Source organism: Streptomyces sp. NPDC001843 (assembly GCF_042891955.1).
Lineage (GTDB): Bacteria > Actinomycetota > Actinomycetes > Streptomycetales > Streptomycetaceae > Streptomyces.
Map to the genome: position 1 here is coordinate 528267 of NZ_JBIATQ010000003.1, position 21066 is coordinate 549332.

At 67.9% G+C, this 21066-nt stretch carries 17 protein-coding genes; 8 read left to right on the plus strand and 9 right to left on the minus strand.

All coding sequences use genetic code 11. From position 1 onward, the window contains the following. Positions 1 to 18: 18 nt before the first annotated feature. The gene (locus ACFYZQ_RS10930) at positions 19 to 2382 is read right to left on the minus strand and encodes a DUF6049 family protein (protein WP_389144482.1); all 2364 of its coding nucleotides are present in this window, start codon (positions 2380 to 2382) and stop codon (positions 19 to 21) included. A gap of 269 nt (positions 2383 to 2651) precedes the next feature. On the opposite strand from ACFYZQ_RS10930, the gene ACFYZQ_RS10935 reads away from it, so the two are divergent. Further along, complete coding sequence (locus ACFYZQ_RS10935; protein WP_389144485.1) at positions 2652 to 4118, plus strand: CCA tRNA nucleotidyltransferase; 1467 nt, start codon at positions 2652 to 2654, stop codon at positions 4116 to 4118. A 291-nt stretch (positions 4119 to 4409) separates the two neighbouring features. Here the strand turns inward: ACFYZQ_RS10935 and ACFYZQ_RS10940 are convergent, their stop codons facing one another. From ACFYZQ_RS10940 to ACFYZQ_RS10955, 4 genes are all read right to left on the minus strand, one after another. Beyond that, complete coding sequence (locus ACFYZQ_RS10940) at positions 4410 to 4883, minus strand: hypothetical protein (protein ID WP_389144488.1); 474 nt, start codon at positions 4881 to 4883, stop codon at positions 4410 to 4412. A gap of 114 nt (positions 4884 to 4997) precedes the next feature. Next, the gene (locus ACFYZQ_RS10945; protein ID WP_389144491.1) at positions 4998 to 6260 is read right to left on the minus strand and encodes an MFS transporter; all 1263 of its coding nucleotides are present in this window, start codon (positions 6258 to 6260) and stop codon (positions 4998 to 5000) included. 93 nt (positions 6261 to 6353) lie between these two features. Further along, positions 6354 to 7436, minus strand: a complete 1083-nt coding sequence (locus tag ACFYZQ_RS10950) for an inositol-3-phosphate synthase (RefSeq protein WP_389144494.1) — start codon at positions 7434 to 7436, stop codon at positions 6354 to 6356. Between the two features lie 43 nt (positions 7437 to 7479). Further along, positions 7480 to 8163 (minus strand): helix-turn-helix transcriptional regulator, encoded by a 684-nt coding sequence (locus ACFYZQ_RS10955; RefSeq protein ID WP_389144497.1) that lies wholly within the window; start codon positions 8161 to 8163, stop codon positions 7480 to 7482. Positions 8164 to 8538: 375 nt separating this feature from the next. Here ACFYZQ_RS10955 and ACFYZQ_RS10960 point away from each other — a divergent pair, with 375 nt between their 5' ends. Continuing rightward, positions 8539 to 11169, plus strand: a complete 2631-nt coding sequence (locus ACFYZQ_RS10960; protein ID WP_389144500.1) for a transglycosylase domain-containing protein — start codon at positions 8539 to 8541, stop codon at positions 11167 to 11169. A 129-nt stretch (positions 11170 to 11298) separates the two neighbouring features. Next, positions 11299 to 12840 (plus strand): glycosyltransferase family 87 protein, encoded by a 1542-nt coding sequence (locus tag ACFYZQ_RS10965; protein ID WP_389144503.1) that lies wholly within the window; start codon positions 11299 to 11301, stop codon positions 12838 to 12840. A gap of 90 nt (positions 12841 to 12930) precedes the next feature. Here ACFYZQ_RS10965 and ACFYZQ_RS10970 read toward each other — a convergent pair whose 3' ends face one another. The 3 genes from ACFYZQ_RS10970 to ACFYZQ_RS10980 all read right to left on the minus strand — a co-directional run bounded on the left by ACFYZQ_RS10970 (position 12931) and on the right by ACFYZQ_RS10980 (position 15662). Continuing rightward, positions 12931 to 13962 carry an alanine racemase gene (locus ACFYZQ_RS10970; protein WP_388792498.1) on the minus strand — a complete coding sequence of 344 codons (1032 nt, stop codon included), beginning with the start codon at positions 13960 to 13962 and terminating at the stop codon, positions 12931 to 12933. An 83-nt stretch (positions 13963 to 14045) separates the two neighbouring features. Next, positions 14046 to 15167, minus strand: a complete 1122-nt coding sequence (gene femX / locus ACFYZQ_RS10975; protein ID WP_389144506.1) for a peptidoglycan bridge formation glycyltransferase FemX — start codon at positions 15165 to 15167, stop codon at positions 14046 to 14048. A 177-nt stretch (positions 15168 to 15344) separates the two neighbouring features. Then, a complete protein-coding gene (locus ACFYZQ_RS10980) occupies positions 15345 to 15662 on the minus strand; it encodes a hypothetical protein (protein ID WP_389144509.1) in 318 nt (105 codons plus the stop codon). A gap of 288 nt (positions 15663 to 15950) precedes the next feature. Here ACFYZQ_RS10980 and rpsF point away from each other — a divergent pair, with 288 nt between their 5' ends. The 4 genes from rpsF to rplI all read left to right on the plus strand — a co-directional run bounded on the left by rpsF (position 15951) and on the right by rplI (position 17655). Then, a complete protein-coding gene (rpsF, locus tag ACFYZQ_RS10985; protein ID WP_004950685.1) occupies positions 15951 to 16241 on the plus strand; it encodes a 30S ribosomal protein S6 in 291 nt (96 codons plus the stop codon). Between the two features lie 75 nt (positions 16242 to 16316). Continuing rightward, positions 16317 to 16895, plus strand: a complete 579-nt coding sequence (locus ACFYZQ_RS10990; RefSeq protein ID WP_389144512.1) for a single-stranded DNA-binding protein — start codon at positions 16317 to 16319, stop codon at positions 16893 to 16895. 58 nt (positions 16896 to 16953) lie between these two features. Beyond that, the gene (rpsR, locus tag ACFYZQ_RS10995) at positions 16954 to 17190 is read left to right on the plus strand and encodes a 30S ribosomal protein S18 (RefSeq protein WP_003949403.1); all 237 of its coding nucleotides are present in this window, start codon (positions 16954 to 16956) and stop codon (positions 17188 to 17190) included. Positions 17191 to 17208: 18 nt separating this feature from the next. Continuing rightward, the gene (gene rplI / locus ACFYZQ_RS11000) at positions 17209 to 17655 is read left to right on the plus strand and encodes a 50S ribosomal protein L9 (protein WP_388792490.1); all 447 of its coding nucleotides are present in this window, start codon (positions 17209 to 17211) and stop codon (positions 17653 to 17655) included. A 101-nt stretch (positions 17656 to 17756) separates the two neighbouring features. On the opposite strand, the gene ACFYZQ_RS11005 is transcribed toward rplI, so the two are convergent. Beyond that, entirely contained in the window at positions 17757 to 19094 is a 1338-nt protein-coding gene (locus tag ACFYZQ_RS11005) for an MATE family efflux transporter (protein ID WP_389144515.1), read from the minus strand. Positions 19095 to 19554: 460 nt separating this feature from the next. Between ACFYZQ_RS11005 and dnaB the strand changes: the two genes are divergently transcribed. Next, complete coding sequence (dnaB, locus tag ACFYZQ_RS11010) at positions 19555 to 21030, plus strand: replicative DNA helicase (protein WP_389144517.1); 1476 nt, start codon at positions 19555 to 19557, stop codon at positions 21028 to 21030. Positions 21031 to 21066: the final 36 nt, after the last annotated feature.

The window sequence follows — 21066 nt, forward strand, 5'->3', positions numbered from 1 at the left end:
CACCGGCCACGACATCGCTCAACGGTCCACTCTCTCACCCGTCCCGGACGGGTCGGCGCTTTCCGGTGCGGTGTCCGGTGTCGGGTCACTCGGCTGCCCCTGGTCGTCTGCCCGGGAGCCGCCGCCGGACTCTTCCGTGGGATGGTCCTCGGGGCCTTCGGGGTTCTCCGGTCCGTCGGTGTCCTCCCCCGCCTCGTCGGGGCCGTCGTCCTCGGCCTGCCGGGCGGCCGCGCGCTTGCGCTGGGTGTACATACGGAATCCGGCGAGGACGAGCAGCAGGACGCCGCCGCCGATGACCAGCATCACCGTGGGGGTGACCTCGGTGACCTTCACGTCGAACGTGACCGGTGTGCCGTACTCCTGGCCGTCCTGCGTGTAGAGCTGGGCGATCACCGTCACCCGGCCGTTGGCGTTGGCGGAAGTGGGGAACTTCACGGACTGGCTGTGCCCGCCGGAGACGGTGACGGGCTGCTCCATATAGGCCTTGTCGCCGATCTTGAGGCGAGTCGGCATGGTGGAGGTGAGCCGCAGGACGAGGTGGTCGACCGGCTGCACCAGGTTGTTCTGGACGGTCACCGGGATCGTGGCGCTGCGGCCGGAGAGCTTCGTCTCCGACTTGTCGATCAACTTCACCTGCTGGGCGAGGTCGTCGATGTAGTTCTCCACGCCCTGCCGGAAGCCGTCCGCCTTGCTGCTGCTGCCCCGCCAGGACACGGACATCTCACGGTTCATGGCCCGCCCGAAGGGGGTCACCACCCGGGACTGGTCGGTGAGGATCACCTTGAAGTTCTCGAGCTTGTCCTCGGTCCGTGCGATCTGCTCGAAGGCCGACCGGGGCAGCTCCTGCTCGCGCAGCGACGAGGGGTAGGCGGACGTGGACGGGATCCTTGTGGTGGCGCCGGGGTCCGGCTTGGCCTTGGCCGCATCGGAGAGCCCCTGCGACTCTGACCAGTTGCTGTCCTGGAGACCCGTGAGCGCCTGGGCCATGGCCTGGGCCTGGCCGATGGACGGCATGCGCTGCGGGGCCACGACGATGCTGCGTTGCCTGTCCGTCTGGTTGCCGAGCTCCAGGCTCTGGGCCAGGAAGCGCTGCACCGCGAGTGTGGTGGAGCCGGCCTTCGTGAGGTCGCCCTCGAACGCCGTGGACAGCCGGGCGTCCGCGACCACCGCGGTGGTGCCGCCGCCGATCGGGCGGGCCGCGGAGGGCGTGTAGGACAGGCTGCCGGTCTCCTGCAGGCTGTCGCTGCGGGCGATCACCTTGTCCGCGCCGGCGGAGGTGGCGACCTTGATGATCGAGGGGTCGACGGCGCCGCCCACCGGCCACGCGAAGTCGGTGTCCGGTGTGACGTGGAGCACGGTCTTCACCGTGGTGGCGGCGACGTCCGTGGCGTCCTTGAGATGGCTCAGCGATCCGGTGACGCTCGTGCCGTTGTGCGCAAGGGAGGCCAGGTCCGGGTCGGCGAAGGGCAGGGCGACGACCTCCTTGCCCGCGACCGCTTCCTGCAGGTCGGCGAGCCACTGCTTGGCGACCGCCTGATGGGTTCCCGCCGTGGTGGTGTCGCCCGGGCCCTTGATCCTGTAGTTGCCCACCATCGCGTCGACGGAAGCCAGCAGGTCCGGATCGATCACCCAGGTGACGTCGAGGTCCTTGCCCAGCGCGACCATCTGCGCAAGGCGGCCACCGGGGGCGATCTCCTTGGCGAGGTCGTCGTTGCGGAAGACCGGTGTCTGCCGTTCACCTGCGCCGGTCTTCGCCATCACGTGCACGCTGGAGATCAGCGGCCACAGATACGTGGTCTTCGTCCTGGTGTCGGCCTCGCCCGGCTGCCAGGGCAGGAAGGTGCGCTGGATGCCCAGAACCTGGTCCCACGGCTGGGCGGAGGTCTTGCCGGAGAGGGAGACGTCGAACTCGTAGACGCCGTCCTGGCCGAGGTCGAGCTTGTCGACCGGCACGGAGATACTGAAGTGCTCGGCGACGCCCGGGGTGAGCTGTGCGAACTTCTCGACGTATTTGCCGCCGACCTCGGAGCCGACGGAGGCCTGGAGGTCGTCGGAGTGCTTGGCGGTGGTGTCGATCGCCGACCGGGTGTCCAGGTGGGGGCCCACACGCAGCCCCACGTGGGCGTTGGTGACCGCCTGCTTGCCGGTGTTGGTCACCGTGCCGGAGACGGTCAGTGTGTCACCGTCGGTCGGAGCGCTGGGGGTGAGGGAGTCCAGGGAGACGTCCACCGTGTCGGACGTGGCGGCCTGGGCGGGCGCGGCGGCGGGCAGCTGGAGCAGACCGGCCAGCAGCGGCACCCCGGCGAGCAGTGCGCCGGTGCGCCGCAGCCAGCGGCGGGCAGGTGAGGGACTCGTCCCCTGGAAGTCTGCCGCCTCGGCCACGCGCTCGCCCGTCCCTCGTCGTCGTCAGTGGTCGTCGGAATGTGCGTCCACGCATGGTAACGATGCGCGGTGAAGGGAAGTGCCGCGGTCTGCTCCGCAAGATCCGGAGCGCGGTGCTGTCCTGCCCCGTATTTCCGGCATCGAACGGAGAGTGGCGTACGCACTGAACGCTGGAATTGTGAGGAAACACATCCCTCTGTTCCTATGCGTGCTCCTCCGTGCTCAATGGAGGCGCTGCCCGGTGCCTGGGCCACGTACTCTCTTCTGTTGTGCCGAACGCCAACGAAGACACTTCGAACGCCCTGAGCCAGGCGCAGCAGCGCGCGGTGAGCGAACTGCTGCGGGTGGCCCCCGTCGCCGACGACCTTGCGCGTCGTTTCCAGGAGGCCGGGTTCTCACTCGCCCTGGTCGGCGGCTCGGTCCGGGACGCGCTCCTCGGCCGGCTCGGCAATGATCTGGACTTCACCACCGACGCCCGTCCCGAGGACGTACTGAAGATCATGCGGCCATGGGCGGACGCGGTCTGGGAGGTGGGGATCGCCTTCGGCACGGTCGGGGCGCAGAAGGACGCCCGTGTGGGAGAAGTCGATCGAAATTTCCAGATCGAGGTGACCACCTACCGTTCGGAGGCGTACGACCGCACCTCGCGCAAGCCCGAGGTGTCGTACGGCGACTCCATCGCGGAGGACCTCGTCAGGCGTGACTTCACGGTGAACGCGATGGCCGTGGCGCTGCCGGAGAAGGAGTTCATCGACCCGCACGGCGGTCTGCAGGATCTGGCGGCGCGGATGCTGCGCACTCCGGGGACGCCCGAGGAGTCCTTCTCGGACGATCCGCTACGGATGATGCGGGCCGCACGGTTCGCCGCCCAGCTCGACTTCGAGGTGGCCGACGAGGTCGTCACGGCCATGAAGGAGATGGCCGGGCGTATCGACATCGTGTCGGCCGAGCGGGTCCGGGACGAGCTGAACAAGCTGATCCTGTCCGCGAACCCTCGCAAGGGGCTGACGCTGCTGGTCGACACCGGTCTCGCGGACCGTGTACTGCCCGAGCTGCCCGCCCTGCGGCTGGAGAGCGACGAGCACCACCGGCACAAGGACGTCTACGAGCACACGCTGATCGTCCTGGAGCAGGCGATCGCGCTGGAGGAGAACGGCCCCGACCTGACTCTCCGCCTGGCCGCACTGCTGCACGACATCGGCAAGCCGCGCACCCGCCGCTTCGAGAAGGACGGCCGGGTCTCCTTCCACCACCACGAGGTGGTCGGTGCGAAGATGACCAAGAAGCGCATGACGGCCCTGAAGTACTCCAACGACCTGGTGAAGGACGTCTCGCGTCTGGTCGAGCTCCACCTGCGCTTCCACGGCTACGGCACCGGGGAGTGGACGGACTCCGCGGTCCGGCGCTATGTCCGTGACGCCGGCCCGCTTCTCGACCGTCTCCACAAGCTGACCCGCTCCGACTGCACCACCCGCAACAAGCGCAAGGCAGCCGCGCTGTCCCGTGCGTACGACGGCCTCGAAGAGCGCATCGCCCAGCTCCAGGAACAGGAGGAGCTCGACGCGATCCGCCCGGACCTCGACGGCAACCAGATCATGGAGATCCTGGGCGTCGGGCCCGGGCCGGTCATCGGTCGGGCGTACAAGCACATGCTGGAGCTGCGGCTGGAGAACGGGCCGATGGGTGAGGACGCGGCGACCGAGGCCCTCAAGGAATGGTGGGCCGATCAGCACTGAGGCCGAGATGGGCGGGCATGTTTCACGTGAAACATGCCCGCCCATGTTGCTGCCGTGGCAGCAGGCGAAGTCCGCGCTTCCGTAATGCGTTGCACCTACAGGTTCTGCAGGCTGCTCTGCGGCCTGAGGGTTTGAGTGACAAGAGAGCTGAGGTTGTTCAGAGCTCGGTTCATCGCGGCCCGGTGGAGTCGCTGTATGTGCAAGAGCGCGCATCGACTGTGTGCGATGCGCGCTCTTCGGTGCTCCTGGCGGCGTTTCACGTGAAACACCGCCCCTTCTCAAGTTGAGAAGCTACTTGTTGTCTCCGAGGCAGAGGACGAACGAGTCGCTGCCTTCTTTCCACTCGATGGCGGCCGTCGTTCCCTTGGTGGACTGACAGGCGAGCTGGGACAGGCTGGTGCTGCCGTCCTTCTTGAGTACCTTGTAGTCCGCCTTGGAGTTACTGCAGTCCAACTGCTCGATCTCGGGGGAGTTGTCGCTTCCCTTGTTCGTCAGGCAGTCACCGACAGCAAGCTTCTTGGTGTCGTCGCTGTTGTTGAAGTACCAGCCACCCGCTACGACGACGAGGCCGAGGATGATGCCGCCTATGCGCAGGTACTGCCTGATGCCGCGCTTCGGGGCCGGCGCCGGCACCGGAGCGTAGGGGGCGGTCGCCTGCTGCGGGTAGCCGGGCTGTGGCGGGTACGGAGCCTGACCTTGCGGCGGGTACGGAGCCTGGCCCTGTGGCGGGTACGGAGCCTGGCCCTGCGGCGGCGGAGTAGTCACTCGGGGTCCCCCTCGAACACGGATGCGCGTGGCGCGAAATAAGACCTCCGTAAGTTAACGGTTTCGACTGACAACCCTGTAATTCAAAGGCGTTCTGTGTCTTTGATGTGACACTTACCGATGTGCAAACCGGGCCATAGCCAGCGCAACCGCTCCGTAGAGCCCGGCGACCAGGACCACCAGGACCGTGGAGCGGCCGTCCGGCGGGAGCATCAGGGCGGCAACGGCCGCAGCCCCGACGAAGGCCACGTTGAAGAGCACGTCGTAAACGGAAAAGATCCGGCCGCGGAAGCCGTCGTCGACGGAGGACTGGACGACCGTGTCGGTGGCGATCTTCGCACCCTGGGTGGTCAGCCCCAGGACGAAGGAGGCGGCCATCAGGGGCGGGGTGGCGAAGGGGAGGCCGAGTGCGGGTTCCAGCACGGCCGCGGATCCGGCGCACACGGCGATCCAGCGTCCCGGGCCGAGCCGCCCGGCCGCCCAGGGGGTCACCACGGCCGCCGCGAAGAAACCCGCACCGGACAGCCCCAGCGCCAGCCCCAGCAGCCGGAGCCCGTCGTCAGGGCCCGGTGAGAGGGCGTACCGGCACAGCATCAGCAGCATGACGAGCAGCGCACCGTAGCAGAAGCGCATCAGCGTCATCGATGCCAGCGCCCACGCCGCATCTCGACGCGCGGGAGCAGCGAGGTGCCGTATGCCCGCCAGCAGATCGCGTGCGGTGCCGGCGAGCGCCGTGCGCAGGCGTGGCGGCGTAGCCGTGCGCTCGGGACCGAGCAGGTCGGGCGCCATGCTCAGCGACATGAGAGCCGCGGACAGGTACAGCACTGCACCCAGCAGGACCACCGCGGCGTTGGAGTCGGACACCACCAGCCGGACCGCGAGGGCGAGGCCGCCGCCGGCGGTCGCGGCGAGCGTTCCGGCGGTCGGGGAGACGGAGTTGGCCATCACCAGGCGATCGCTGTCGACGACACGGGGCAGCGCGGCGGACAGACCCGAGAGGACGAAGCGGTTGACGGCGGTGACGCACAGCGCGGAGACGTAGAACAAGGCGTCCGGGACGTCGTCGGACATCAGCAGGGCGGTGGCCGCCGCCAGCAGGGAGCGCAGCAGATTGCCGTACAGGAAGACCTGCCGGCGACGCCAGCGGTCCAGGAAGACCCCGGCGAAGGGGCCGATCAGGGAGTACGGCAGCAGCAGTACCGCCATCGCCGAGGCGATCGCGGCGGCCGAGGTCTGCTTCTCCGGGGAGAAGACGACATAGGCGGCGAGCGCGACCTGGTAGACGCCGTCGGCGCCCTGGGAGAGCAGGCGTACGGCGAGCAGGCGCCGGAAGTCGGGGAGGCGCAGCAGGACGCGCAGGTCACGGACGACGGGCATGGGGCACAGCCTCACATGAGGGAGGGTCCCCGGTGTGTGACACCCGGGGACCCTCTCAGCCCTGGCAGGAGCGTTTTCAGCGTGACCGGACGGTCAGCGCTCGACGTCGCCGCGGATGAACTTCTCGACGTTCTCGCGGGCTTCGTCGTCGAAGTACTGCACCGGCGGGGACTTCATGAAGTACGAGGAAGCCGACAGGATCGGGCCGCCGATGCCGCGGTCCTTGGCGATCTTCGCGGCGCGCAGGGCGTCGATGATGACACCGGCGGAGTTCGGGGAGTCCCAGACCTCGAGCTTGTACTCCAGGTTCAGCGGGACGTCGCCGAACGCGCGGCCCTCGAGGCGGACGTAGGCCCACTTGCGGTCGTCGAGCCAGGCGACGTAGTCGGAGGGGCCGATGTGGACGTTCTTCTCGCCGAGGTCCCGGTCGGGGATCTGCGAGGTGACGGCCTGCGTCTTGGAGATCTTCTTGGACTCCAGGCGGTCGCGCTCGAGCATGTTCTTGAAGTCCATGTTGCCGCCGACGTTCAGCTGCATCGTGCGGTCCAGGATGACGCCCCGGTCCTCGAACAGCTTCGCCATCACGCGGTGCGTGATGGTGGCGCCGACCTGCGACTTGATGTCGTCGCCGACGATCGGGACGCCCGCCTCGGTGAACTTGTCCGCCCATTCCTTGGTGCCGGCGATGAAGACCGGCAGGGCGTTGACGAAGGCGACCTTGGCGTCGATGGCGGCCTGGGCGTAGAACTTCGCCGCGTCCTCGGAGCCCACCGGCAGGTAGCAGACGAGGACGTCGACCTGCTTGTCCTTCAGGACCTGGACGACGTCGACCGGCTCGGCGTCGGACTCCTCGATGGTCTGGCGGTAGTACTTGCCGAGGCCGTCGAGGGTGTGGCCACGCTGGACGGTGACTCCGGTGGAGGGTACGTCGCAGATCTTGATGGTGTTGTTCTCGGAGGCGCCGATGGCGTCCGCGAGGTCGAGGCCGACCTTCTTCGCGTCGACGTCGAAGGCGGCGACGAACTCGATGTCCCGCACGTGGTAGTCACCGAACTGCACGTGCATCAGGCCGGGGACCCTGGACGCCGGGTCGGCGTCCTTGTAGTACTCGACTCCCTGCACCAGCGACGCGGCGCAGTTGCCGACGCCGACGATGGCTACGCGAACCGAACCCATTCCGGTTGCTCCCTGTGTGTACGAGTGAGGCCCTGAGTGGGTCTCACGTGGCGGTGTCGTCGGGCGTATCCGTCCCAGGGGTGTCCCCGGGACGGGGCAGGACGCCCGGCGATCCAGATGTCGTGTCCTGCTGAGCGGACCCCCCGGACGCGGAACCCTTCAGGTCCCGTCCGGCCCGCTCGCTCTCGATGAGCTCGTTCAGCCAGCGCACTTCGCGCTCCACGGACTCCATCCCGTGGCGCTGGAGCTCGAGCGTGTAGTCGTCGAGGCGCTCCCGGGTACGCGCCAGGGAGGCGCGCATCTTCTCCAGGCGTTCCTCCAGCCGGCTGCGGCGGCCCTCCAGGACGCGCATGCGCACATCGCGCGACGTCTGTCCGAAGAAGGCGAAGCGCGCTGCGAAGTGCTCGTCCTCGTAGGCGTCCGGGCCGGTCTGGGAGAGCAGTTCCTCGAAGTGCTCCTTACCTTCCGCCGTCAACCGATAGACGATCTTGGCGCGGCGTCCGGTCAGCGGAGCGGCGAGGGCGTCCTCGGGCGTGCTCCCCGGTTCCTCGATCAACCAGCCGTTCGCGACCAGCGTCTTGAGGCAGGGATACAGCGTTCCGTAGCTGAAGGCACGGAACACCCCGAGCGACGTGTTGAGACGTTTGCGCAGTTCATAGCCGTGCATCGGGGACTCGCGGAGCAGGCCGAGCACGGCGAACTCGAGAATCCCGGACCGTCGGCTCATCGTCGCCTCCTCTCGTCCCCGTGTCGCGCACCCGGTCACTTATCTCGCTCTGATGTATCGACTCGATACATCTCGACGATAGAACGGCCTTACGGGCGCGACAAGAGGGGGGTGGGTGGTCGGGATCACATCACCGATTCGTAGGAGATGAGTTGCCCGGTTTGAGGCGAATCCCGGGGCTGGGTGGGGTTTGGCGGTGCGTAGTCTGTGCGGCATGCACCACCACCGGGAACCAAGTGACGACTGGGGGGCGTCGTGTCCTCGGTGCGGTACGGGTGAATGCAGGAACGACCGCATCCGTACTTCGGGGGGACCGGAAACCAGCCGCCGTTTCCAGGCGCGCATGGGTGCGCCTGCCCGAGGAGTAATCGTTCGATGAGCGAGCACCGTCGCAAACCGCCGCAGCCGCAGGAAGGCGGACGTGCCGCGGCCCGACGCGGCCAGTCCGGCTCGTCCTCCGGCCGCCGTGCGGCTCCGCGTGGCGCCACCGGGTCTCCCTCCGATGCCTACGGCTTGGGAGGCGATGACCAGTACGGTGGCCGTGCCGAGGCCCGCCGCGCGGCCCAGAGAAACACTGGTGGGCGCCGCAGAGGGGCCGATGACACCGGTCCGGGCGGCCGGCGCGGAGGCCCCGGTGGGCCGACCGGTCCCGGGCGCGGCAGAGGCCGGGCGAGCGAGCCCGCCAGAAGGCGCTTCATCGACTACCCCCGGGCGGGCAAGTGGGGCTGGCGCCGATGGACGCCCTCCTGGAAGCTCGTCTCCGGGCTGTTCATCGGCTTCGTCGGCAGCCTGGTCGCCCTGGTCGGCATCAGCTACGCGATGGTCACGATCCCCAGTGAGAACGACGCGGCCAAGTCGCAGAACAACGTCTATTACTGGGGCAACGGCACGCAGATGGTGGCCACGGGCACGGGAGTGAACCGGCAGAACATCACCATCGACCACATCCCCGATGCCATGCAGTGGGCCGTGATCTCGGCCGAGAACAAGAGCTTCTACCAGGACTCCGGCGTCGACCCCATGGGCATCGCGCGTGCGGTGGTCAACATGGCGCGGGGCGGTCAGACGCAGGGTGGTTCGACGATCACCCAGCAGTTCGTCAAGAACACCTACCTCAGCCAGGAGCAGTCGCTCTCCCGGAAGTTCAAGGAGATGTTCATCTCCATCAAGGTGGGCAAGGAGCTCAAGAAGCCGCAGATCCTCCAGGGCTACCTGAACACCTCGTACTACGGTCGTGGTGCCTATGGCATCCAGGCCGCGGCGCAGACGTACTTCGGCAAGAATGCGGACAAGCTCCAGCCGAGCGAGTGTGCCTTCCTCGCGGCGCTGCTCAAGGGCCCGACGTACTACGACCCGGCGGGCAACCCGGATCTGGACAAGGCGGCGAACGCGTCGGCCAACCTCAAGCGCTCCAAGGAACGCTGGAGCTGGATCCTCGGCGAGATGCACAAGGACAAGCGCATCACCGACGCCCAGTACCAGGACGCGATCAAGAAGTACCCCACGCCCCAGGGCCGCAAGGCCAACAAGGGCATGACCGGCCAGATCAGTTACCTGGCCGACACCGCCAAGAGGTACGTCCTGGCGCACTCCAACATCACGGAGGCCCAGTTCGACCAGGGCGGCTACCAGATCTACACGACCTTCGACAAGGCCAAGGTCAACGCCCTGACCGCGGCAGTGAAGAAGATCCAGAAGTCGCGGCTCGACCCGAAGAAGCGGGACTTGGACAAGTACGTCCAGTTCGGCGCCGCCTCCGTGGTTCCCAAGGACGGGGCGATCGTCGCTCTCTACGGCGGTGACGGCTACGAGAACGGTCACTTCACCAACAACGCGGACACCTCAGGCGTTCCGGTCGGTTCGACGTGGAAACCGTTCGTGCTGGCCGCGGCGATGGAGTACGGGACGTACAGGACCGACGGTGTCCCTCTCTCGCCGCTGAGCAAGTACAACGGCGACGACCATCTCAAGGTCAAAAGGCCGGATGGCACCTTCCAGCTCAACAAGGACGGCTCGACCTTCTTCCAGAACAACGAGAGCGACCACCGCTGGGGCTACATCACCCTGCGCAAGGCCATGGAGCAGTCCATCAACACGCCGTTCGTGCAGCTTGGCGTCGATGTGGGCATGACCCATGTACGGGACGTCGCCCAGAAGGCCGGCATCCGGACCGGCTTCGCCGGACTCAACCCGTCCTTCGCCATCGGTACCTCCACCCCGAGCGCGATCCGCATGGCCGACGCCTACGCCACATTCGCCGGCTCCGGCAAGCAGGCGGACCCGTACTCCGTGGTCTCCGTCAAGCACGACGGCAAGGAGGAACCAGGCTTCACCAAGCCGGCGGTCAAGCAGGTGATGGACTCGAACGTGGCGAACAACGTCACGGACACGCTGGAGAACGTCATCCAGAACGGTACGGGTCAGAACGCCAAGGCCCTGGGCCGTACGGCGGCCGGCAAGACCGGTACCACCGACAGCAACAAGTCGGCCTGGTTCGTCGGCTACACCCAGCAGCTGTCGACCTCGGTCGCGATGTTCCGGGAGAACCCCAAGGACCACAGGCTGCTCTCCATGAACGGCACGGCAGGTGTTCCGTCCATCCACGGTGGTGACATTCCGACCTCCGTGTGGACCGAGTACATGAAGGTTGCGCTCAAGGGCGCAAACGACCCGGGCTTCCCGGAGGCGGAGAAGATCGGCGAGGTCTCGGACGAGGCGGGCGCTCCCACCCCGACGCCGACCCCCACGGTCACGCAGCCGAGCGAGACGCCGACCGAGTCCCCGAGCCCCACGCCGAGCGACACGCCTACCACGGAGTCGCCCTCGCCGACCGACACCTGCCAGTTCGGCTTCAACTGTGACAACACAGGCGGCGTCGACACCGGCGGCACGGACGGCGGGGTCACCGGTTCACCGACGCCCACGGACACCACGGGCAACGGCAACGGCAACGGCAACACCAGAGGCAATGGCAACGGAGGCCTCTTCGGTGGGCCGACGGGCTAGACCGGAGCTCCGACCGGTTGGTGGTCATTTCGCCCGCCGAGCGTGTTTCACGTGAAACATGGGCCGCCGCACCCACGAGGTGCGGCGGCCCTCGGCCTATTCCTAGACACGTACGGCAGGATGTGCTCCATGCCCAGTGCAGAAATGACGCCCGCGAGCGTGCACGAGCCCGAGCCGGTGCGAGCCGCTCGGGGAGAGCCCGTGCGGCCGACCAAGGAGGACGAGGTCGCCGCGGCCGGCAGTGAGCTGATCGGCGGACCCATCGGGCGGCGCGCCCTGCTCGGGACGTCCTGGTGGACGCCCGTACGGGTCGTGGCGCTCGTGGCCATCGGCATGTTCGCCCTCGGCCTGGTCCAGAAGGCCCCCTGCTACAACAGCGGCTGGTTCTTCGGCGCGAGTTCTCAGTACACGCACGCGTGCTACTCGGACATCCCGCACCTCTATCAGGGGCGAGGCTTCTCCGACGGGCTGGTGCCGTACTTCGACAAGCTCCAGGGCGACATGCAGTACCTCGAGTACCCGGTGCTGACCGGTGTGTTCATGGAGGTGGCCTCCTGGCTCACGCCCCACAGCGGCAGCATCCAGCACCAGGAGCGCTGGTACTGGTTCGCCAACGCCGGGATGCTGATGGCGTGCGCCGCCGTCATCGCCGTCTGCGTCGCGCGCACCCACGCCCGGCGCCCGTGGGACGGCCTCCTGGTCGCCCTGGCGCCCGCCTTCGTGCTGACCGCCACCATCAACTGGGACCTGCTGGCGGTGGCCCTGACGGCCGCGGCGATGCTGATGTGGGCCCGGGGGCGCACGCTGGCCTTCGGTATCCTGCTCGGACTCGCCACGGCCGCCAAGCTCTATCCCGTCTTCCTTCTCGGGCCGCTGCTCGTGCTGTGCTGGCGCGCGGGCAGGTGGCGGGAGTACTTCTCGGCCGTGGGCGGCGCGGTGGTCGCGTGGCTGGCCGTGAACCTGCCGGTGATGCTCTTCGCCTTCGACGGCTGGTCGAAGTTCTACACCTTCAGTCACGACCGGGGCGTCGACTTCGGGTCCTTCTGGCTGATCTGGGCCCAGAACTCCACCGACCCGCCGACCATCGACACGGTCAATCTCTTCGCCACGCTGCTGGTGGTGCTGTCGTTCGTGGGGATCGCGGTGCTCACGTTCACGGCTCCGCGCCGGCCGCGCTTCGCGCAGCTCGCCTTCCTGATGGTGGCGGCGTTCATCGTCACCAACAAGGTCTACTCGCCGCAGTACGTCCTGTGGCTGGTCCCGCTGGCCGTGCTGGCCCGGCCGAAGTGGCGGGACTTCCTGATCTGGCAGGCGTGCGAGGTCGCGTACTTCCTGGGCATCTGGATGTACCTCGCGTACACGACCAGCGGGGACGCCCACAAGGGACTGCCGACCCACGGTTACCAGTGGGCGATCGCCCTGCACCTGGTGGGCACGCTGTACCTGTGCGCCGTCGTGGTGCGGGACATTCTCATGCCGGAGCGGGACGTGGTGCGCCGCTCCGGGGACGACGACCCCTCGGGCGGGGTGCTCGACGGGGCGGAGGACGTGTTCGTCCTCGGCCCGGCGGCCCACCTGCCGGGGCACGCCGCCCACCTCGACGGGCCGCACGGCCCCCAGGTGGAGTGGGGCAGCCAGGGGCCGGCCGCCCCGGGGGCCGGTTCGCTCTGAGCGAACAGCCCCTGGGTCAGGCACAAGGAAGGCCGTACACGAACGGTCCGGGAGGACCCGTGTACGGCCTTCCGGCTGCCTGGGCGAGGGTCAGCGGTCGACGATCCGGTCGAACTGCGTGGTGGTGTGTCGCAGATGGGCCACCAACTCCTCGCCCACCTTCGGTTCGGGCGCGTCCGTCGGCACGAACAGGATCGACACCTGCATGTGCGGCGGCTCCGCGAACCAGCGCTGCTTGCCACCCCAGACGAACGGGGAGAGGTTCCGGTTCACCGTGGCGAGGCCGGCGCGTGCGACGCCCTTGGCGCGCGGCATGACGCCGTGCAGGGCCTTCGGGGCCTCCAGGCCCACACCGTGCGACGTACCGCCCGCCACGACCACCAGGAAGCCGTCCGAAGCCGCCTTCTGCTGGCGGTAGCCGAACCGGTCCCCCTTGGCGACGCGTGTGACGTCCAGGACGGCGCCGCGGTACTCGGTGGCCTCGTGGTCCCCCAGCCACAGCCGGGTGCCGATCCGGGCGCGGAAACGGGTCTGCGGGAACTGCTGCTGCAGCCGGGCGAGGTCCTCGGCCTTGAGATGGCTGACGAACATCGTGTGCAGCGGCAGCCGTGCCGCGCGCAGCCGGTCCATCCAGCCGATGACCTCCTCGACGGCGTCCGAGCCGTCGGTGCGGTCCAGCGGCAGGTGGATCGCGAAGCCCTCCAGCCGGACGTTCTCTATGGCGGAGTGCAGCTGCGGCAGGTCCTGCTCACTGATGCCGTGCCGCTTCATCGTGGACATCACCTCGATGACCACGCGGGCACCCACGAGCCCGTACACGCCGTCGATGGACGACACCGACCGGATGACCCGGTCGGGCAGCGGCACCGGCTCCTCGCCGCGGCGGTACGGCGTCAGCACCAGAAGGTCGCCGCCGAACCAGTCCTTTATGCGCGCGGCCTCGTACGTGGTGCCGACGGCGAGGACGTCCGCGCCCAGTCGCGTGGCCTCCTCCGCCAGGCGCTCGTGTCCGAAGCCGTAGCCGTTGCCCTTGCAGACCGGGACGAGCCCGGGGAACTGCTCCTGCACGTGCTTGTGGTGCGCCCGCCAGCGCGCGGTGTCGACGTAGAGCGTGAGCGCCATGGCCGGACCTGGGACCTTTCTCGTGGCTGCGGTGGGGCAGAGGTGTGGACGGTGTGAAGGCTATGGAATCAAACGGCCGTGGCTCAACGGCGCGACATGTAGATGTCGAGCGCCTTGTGGAGCAGCTTGTTCAGCGGGAAGTCCCACTCGCCGAGGTACTCCGCGGCCTGTCCACCGGTGCCCACCTTGAACTGGATCAGGCCGAAGAGGTGGTCGGTCTCGTCCAGGGAGTCGGAGATGCCGCGCAGGTCGTAGACGGTGGCGCCGAGTGCGTAGGCGTCGCGCAGCATCCGCCACTGCATCGCGTTGGAGGGCCGCACCTCACGGCCGATGTTGTCGGAGGCGCCGTAGGAGTACCAGACGTGCCCGCCGACGATCAGCATCGTGGCCGCCGAGAGGTTCACGCCGTTGTGCCGGGCGAAGTAGAGCCGCATCCGGTTGGGGTCCTCGGTGTTGAGGGCCGTCCACATGCGCTGGAAGTACGACAGCGGGCGGGGCCGGAAGTGGTCGCGCACGGCCGTGATCTCGTACAGCCGCTGCCATTCCGCGAGGTCCTGGTAGCCGCCCTGGACGACCTCGACGCCCGCCTTCTCGGCCTTCTTGATGTTGCGACGCCACAGCTGGTTGAAGTTCTTGTGGACCTCTTCCAGGGAGCGGTTGGCCAGCGGCACCTGGTAGACGTAGCGGGGCTGCACGTCGCCGAAGCCCGCGCCGCCGTCCTCGCCCTGCTGCCAGCCCATGCGGCGCAGCTTGTCGGCCACCTCGAAGGCGCGGGGCTCGATGAAGTCGGCCTCGATGTCCCGCAGACGTTTCACGTCCGGGTTCTGGATGCCGGCCTTGATCGAGTTGGCCTCCCAGCGCCGGATGATCACCGGCGGCCCCATCTTCACGGAGAACGCGCCCTGCTGCTTGAGGTGGGCCAGCATGGGCTGGATCCAGTCGTCCAGATTCGGCGCGAACCAGTTGATGACCGGGCCCTCGGGCAGGTACGCCAGGTAGCGCTTGATCTTGGGCAGCTGACGGTAGAGGACCAGGCCCGCACCGACCAGCTCGCCGGTCCGCTCATCGAACCAGCCCAGGTTCTCGGAGCGCCACTCCGCCTTCACATCTGCCCAGGCCGGGACCTGCATGTGGCTCGCCGACGGCAGGCTCTGGATGTAGGCCAGATGCTGCTCTCGACTGATGGTCCTCAGGGTCAGGCTCATTCAGGGCGCTCCTCGGGCTGGTGTGTCCCCATGGGTACAGGGGCTCCGGCTCTAGCGCCGAAGCCTACTGCGCCTTGCGAGCGCCCCGACTGGGCGTACGGAACCTTCGCCCCGGCCCTGGGCCGCCGGGGAGTTCCGGGTGTTCCCGATGATGTCGGACGAAGGGCGTCCGGAGGGTCAGCTGAAGAGGCCGCCGAACAGTCCGCCGTTCGCCATGCCGAGCATGAAGCCGACGCCGGAGGCACCGAGACCCACGATCAGACCGAAGCGCTCGCGTGTGGTCACCGAGATCCACTGGCCGTACGCGCCTACGACGATCCCCACCAGGCCGGCCCATGAGCTGAGCAGGTGCAGGCCGTGGAAGAACGAGGTGATGAAGGCTGTCACGCCGAGTACCAGCGTCACCGCCATCAGGGTGTCCTGGAGGGGATGGGGTTTGCCGTCGGTGGCGAAGAGGGATCCGGCGGTGTTGGGTCGCAATGCCTGTTGTGCCATGAGGCACCTCCTGCGTAACGCGGCGCACGGTAGCGCCGTCCGCACCCGATGTGTACAGATTGGCGGCCTCCCCGGGCGGATTTCAACCGCAAGCCGGGGTGCAGGTACTCTGTACCGTCTGCACCGGTGTCTGCCCAGTCCTGCCAGGCTGTAGTCGGGACTGCCGTATTTGGGAGTTACCGAAGCGGCCCCTGATTGTCGGTGGTGGCCGATACCGTTGCGTACGCATCACGACCCTCCTGCCACGGAACGACCGTGGCCGCTGAGTCCAAAGGAGGTGGGTTCCACATGCGTCACTACGAGGTGATGGTCATCCTCGACCCCGATCTGGAGGAGCGCGCTGTCTCCCCCCTGATCGAGAACTTCCTCTCCGTCGTCCGCGAGGGCAACGGCAAGGTGGAGAAGGTCGACACCTGGGGCCGTCGTCGTCTCGCTTACGAGATCAAGAAGAAGCCTGAGGGCATCTACTCGGTCATCGACCTGCAGGCCGAGCCTGCGGTCGTGAAGGAGCTCGACCGCCAGATGAACCTGAACGAGTCGGTCCTCCGGACCAAGGTCCTCCGCCCCGAGACCCACTGAGCTCTCCCGCTCGGTTGATCCCGGGATTCGAGTAGCACCAAGCAGCCAGCAGCAAACCCGCCGAGAGGTTCCCCCATGGCAGGCGAGACCGTCATCACGGTCGTCGGCAATCTCGTCGATGACCCCGAGCTGCGCTTCACCCCGTCCGGTGCGGCGGTCGCGAAGTTCCGCGTCGCGTCCACTCCCCGCACCTTCGACCGTCAGACCAACGAGTGGAAGGACGGCGAAAGCCTCTTCCTGACCTGCTCGGTCTGGCGTCAGGCGGCGGAGAACGTCGCCGAGTCGCTTCAGCGAGGCATGCGCGTCATCGTGCAGGGCCGGCTGAAGCAGCGGTCCTACGAGGACCGCGAGGGCGTCAAGCGCACGGTCTACGAGCTGGACGTCGAGGAAGTCGGCGCCAGCCTGCGCAACGCCACGGCCAAGGTCACCAAGACCGCCGGCCGCGGTGGCCAGGGTGGTTACGGCGGCGGTGGCGGCCAGCAAGGTGGCAGCGGCTGGGGCGGCGGCCCCGGTGGCGGCCAGCAGGGTGGCGGCGCTCCTGCCGACGACCCGTGGGCGACCGGCGCCCCCGCCGGTGGCCAGCAGGGTGGCGGCGGTGGCTGGGGCGGTGGCTCCGGCGGCGGTGGCGGCTACTCGGACGAGCCCCCCTTCTAGGCCTTCGGGCCCAAGGGCGGGTCGTACCCAAACTTCTTGATCACACAGGAGAAACACCATGGCGAAGCCGCCTGTGCGCAAGCCGAAGAAGAAGGTCTGCGCTTTCTGCAAGGACAAGGTCACGTACGTGGACTACAAGGACACGAACATGCTGCGGAAGTTCATTTCCGACCGCGGCAAGATCCGTGCCCGCCGCGTGACCGGCAACTGCACGCAGCACCAGCGTGACGTCGCCACGGCCGTGAAGAACAGCCGTGAGATGGCGCTGCTGCCCTACACGTCCACCGCGCGATAAGGGAAGGGTGACCGACACATGAAGATCATCCTCACCCACGAGGTCTCCGGCCTCGGCGCCGCGGGCGACGTCGTCGACGTCAAGGACGGTTACGCTCGCAACTACCTGATCCCGCGGAAGTTCGCGATCCGCTGGACCAAGGGTGGCGAGAAGGACGTCGAGCAGATCCGTCGTGCTCGCAAGATCCACGAGATCCAGACCATCGAGCAGGCCAACGCTGTGAAGGCCCAGCTCGAGGGTGTCAAGGTCCGTCTGGCCGTCCGCTCCGGCGACGCCGGTCGTCTCTTCGGTTCCGTCACCCCGGCCGACATCGCGTCCGCGATCAAGGCGTCCGGTGGCCCCGAGGTCGACAAGCGCCGCATCGAGCTGTCCGCTCCGATCAAGACCCTGGGCGCCCACGAGACGTCCGTGCGTCTGCACCCCGAGGTTGCCGCCAAGGTCAACATCGAGGTCATCGCCGCGTGATCGCTGCGCTCGGCTCGAAGAGCTGAGAGAAGGGGCCGCACCCGCCGGGTGCGGCCCCTTCTTCGTTGTGTTTCACGTGAAACGCCGATTTCCGTGAAACGTCAGCGCGTTGCGCCGGTGACGATCCAGCGGCCCGAGCGGCTGCGCAGCCACAGGGTCAGCATCCGTACGGTCATCATCAGTGTCATGGCCGCCCAGACCGCGGTGAGCCCGCCGCCGAAGACGGGCACCAGCAACGCCACCGGGGCGAAGACCGCAAGGGTCACCAGCATGGCCCCGGCCAGATACGGCCCGTCCCCGGCTCCCATGAGGACGCCGTCGAGGACGAAGACCACACCGCAGACCGGCTGGGAGGCGGCCACCATGAGCAGCGCCGGCAAGGCCGCGTCCTCCACGAAGGGGTCGCTGGTGAACAGTGGCAGAAAGAGGGGGCGCGTCACGATCACCAGCAGTCCGAGGAACACGCCGACCGCCACGCCCCACTGCACCATCCGGCGGCAGGCCTCCCGGGCACCCCGGGCATCGTCCGCCCCCAGATAGCGTCCGATGATTGCCTGTCCGGCGATCGCGATGGCGTCGAGGGCGAAGGCCAGCAGACTCCACAGGGACAGAATGATCTGGTGGGCCGCGATGTCGGCGTCACCGAGGCGGGCCGCGACTGCTGTGGCGATCATGAGGATCGCCCGCAGTGAGAGCGTCCGGATCAGCAGGGGGACACCTGCCTGGGCCGAGGCGCGAATGCCGGACGCGTCGGGGCACAGTGACGCCCCGTGGCGGCGGGCCCCTCGGACGACGACGCCGAGGTACACCAACGCCATCCCGCACTGGGCGATCACGGTGCCCCAGGCGGAACCGGCGATGCCGAGCCCGGCGCCGTAGACAAGCCCGACGTTGAGAGCGGCGTTGGCGACGAATCCCGCGATGGCGACGTACAGCGGTGTTCTGGTGTCCTGCAGCCCCCGCAGAACACCGGTGGCGGCGAGCACGGTCAGCATGGCCGGGATGCCCAGTGCGGAGATCCGCAGATAACTGGTCGCGTACGGGGCGGCTGTCGGCGAGGCGCCGAAGAGGGCGACGAGTGTGGGCGCCAGGGGCACCGTGAGGGCGATGACCGCAGCGCCCAGCATCAGCGCGAGCCAGATCCCGTCCATGCCCTGGCGGATGGCCGCTTGGTGGTCGCCCGCGCCCACCCGTCGGGCGACGGCCGCCGTGGTGGCGTAGGCGAGGAACACGAAGACGCTCACGGCTGTCGTGAGGAGGGCCGAGGCCACCCCTAGGCCGGCGAGCTGGGCTGTGCCGAGATGGCCGATGATCGCGCTGTCGACCATGACGAACAGGGGCTCGGCGACGAGTGCGCCGAAGGCGGGGACAGCGAGCGCGATGATCTCGCGGTCGTGTCGCCGCCGGTCGACGCTGGAGACCGCGGAAGCCTGTGTCATGACCGCCAATCTAATCGTCCACAGGTAATAGGTGCAAACCTCTTGTGTCCATTACTTTCAGTTGCGGGTCGCGTGTTCGTGCACACCATCGGGGGCGATCTTGGCCCGACTGGGCAAGTTTTTCTTCTGCACAGCCCGTGGACGGTGAAGCTGCAGGTCAGGGCGGCTTCAAGGGTGGAATCGAGGGCTTGTTCACAACGCTGTCCACCGGGTCGTGCACAGGTTTCGGTGAGTTCTCCACAGCATCGGGCCCGTCGTCCACATGGCCTGTGGATAACCAGATTGGCTGACGGTGCCGACAGGCCTACCGTTGTCCGGCGCCCGCTCCTTCTGTCGACGCTGGAAACCTCGCAAAACCGACACGACGGAACCGGAGTTGGGTCTCTCAGTTGTCAGTGTCGTGCCGTAGAAATGAGGGCACGGCGAGATCCGCCCCGGGCGGGTGGGAGGAGGTGGCTCGGTGAGCATTTCCGAGCCCTTGGACGATCCGTGGGCCGACAGCGGTCCCAGTGATCGCCTGCCCGCCTCCCGCCGCAGCAGCGGTGGCCGCGGCCGGGACGAGCAGCACGACCGGGGCGGCGACGGCGGCCCCTGGGACGGCGCTGGTTCTTCCTTCGAGAGGGTGCCGCCGCAGGACCTCGATGCCGAGCAGTCCGTGCTCGGCGGCATGCTGCTCTCCAAGGACGCCATCGCGGACGTCGTCGAGGTCCTCAAAGGCCACGACTTCTACAAGCCCGCGCACGAGACGATCTACCAGGCGATCCTCGACGTCTATGCCAAGGGTGAACCCGCCGACCCCATCACGATCGCCGCCGAGCTCACCAAGCGCGGTGAGATCAACAAGATCGGCGGAGCGGCGTATCTGCACACGCTGGTCCAGACCGTGCCGACGGCGGCGAACGCCGAGTACTACGCGGAGATCGTGCACGAGCGCGCGGTGCTGCGCCGTCTGGTCGAAGCCGGCACGCGCATCACGCAGATGGGATACGCGGCCGACGACGACGTCGACGAGATCGTCAACCGGGCCCAGGCCGAGATCTACGCCGTCACCGAGCAGCGCACCAGCGAGGACTACCTGCCGCTCGGCGACATCATGGAGGGCGCCCTCGACGAGATCGAGGCGATCGGCTCGCGCAGCGGCGAGATGACCGGCGTGCCCACCGGGTTCACCGACTTCGACTCGCTCACGAACGGCCTGCACCCCGGTCAGATGATCGTCATCGCTGCGCGTCCCGCCATGGGTAAGTCGACGCTGGCCCTGGACTTCGCGCGCGCCGCCTCCATCAAGAACAACCTGCCGAGCGTCATCTTCTCGCTTGAGATGGGGCGCAACGAGATCGCGATGCGTCTGCTGTCCGCCGAGGCACGCGTCGCCCTGCACCACATGCGTTCGGGCACGATGACCGACGAGGACTGGACGCGGCTGGCCCGCCGGATGCCGGACGTGTCGGCCGCGCCGCTCTTCATCGACGACTCCCCGAACCTGTCGATGATGGAGATCCGCGCCAAGTGCCGTCGTCTGAAGCAGCGCAACGACATCCGTCTGGTCGTCATCGACTACCTCCAGCTGATGCAGTCCGGCGGCTCCAAGCGGGCCGAGAGCCGTCAGCAGGAGGTCTCGGACATGTCCCGTAACCTGAAACTGCTCGCCAAGGAGCTGGAGATCCCGGTCATCGCGCTGTCCCAGCTCAACCGTGGTCCCGAGCAGCGCACCGACAAGAAGCCGATGGTCTCCGACCTGCGTGAGTCCGGGTCGATCGAGCAGGACGCCGACATGGTCATTCTGCTGCACCGCGAGGACGCCTACGAGAAGGAGTCCCCCCGCGCGGGCGAGGCCGACCTGATCGTCGCCAAGCACCGAAACGGCCCGACGGCCACGATCACGGTCGCCTTCCAGGGACACTACTCGCGGTTCGTGGACATGGCGCAGACCTGATCCACGGGCCCGGCCCAACCGGCTCGACGACCACGG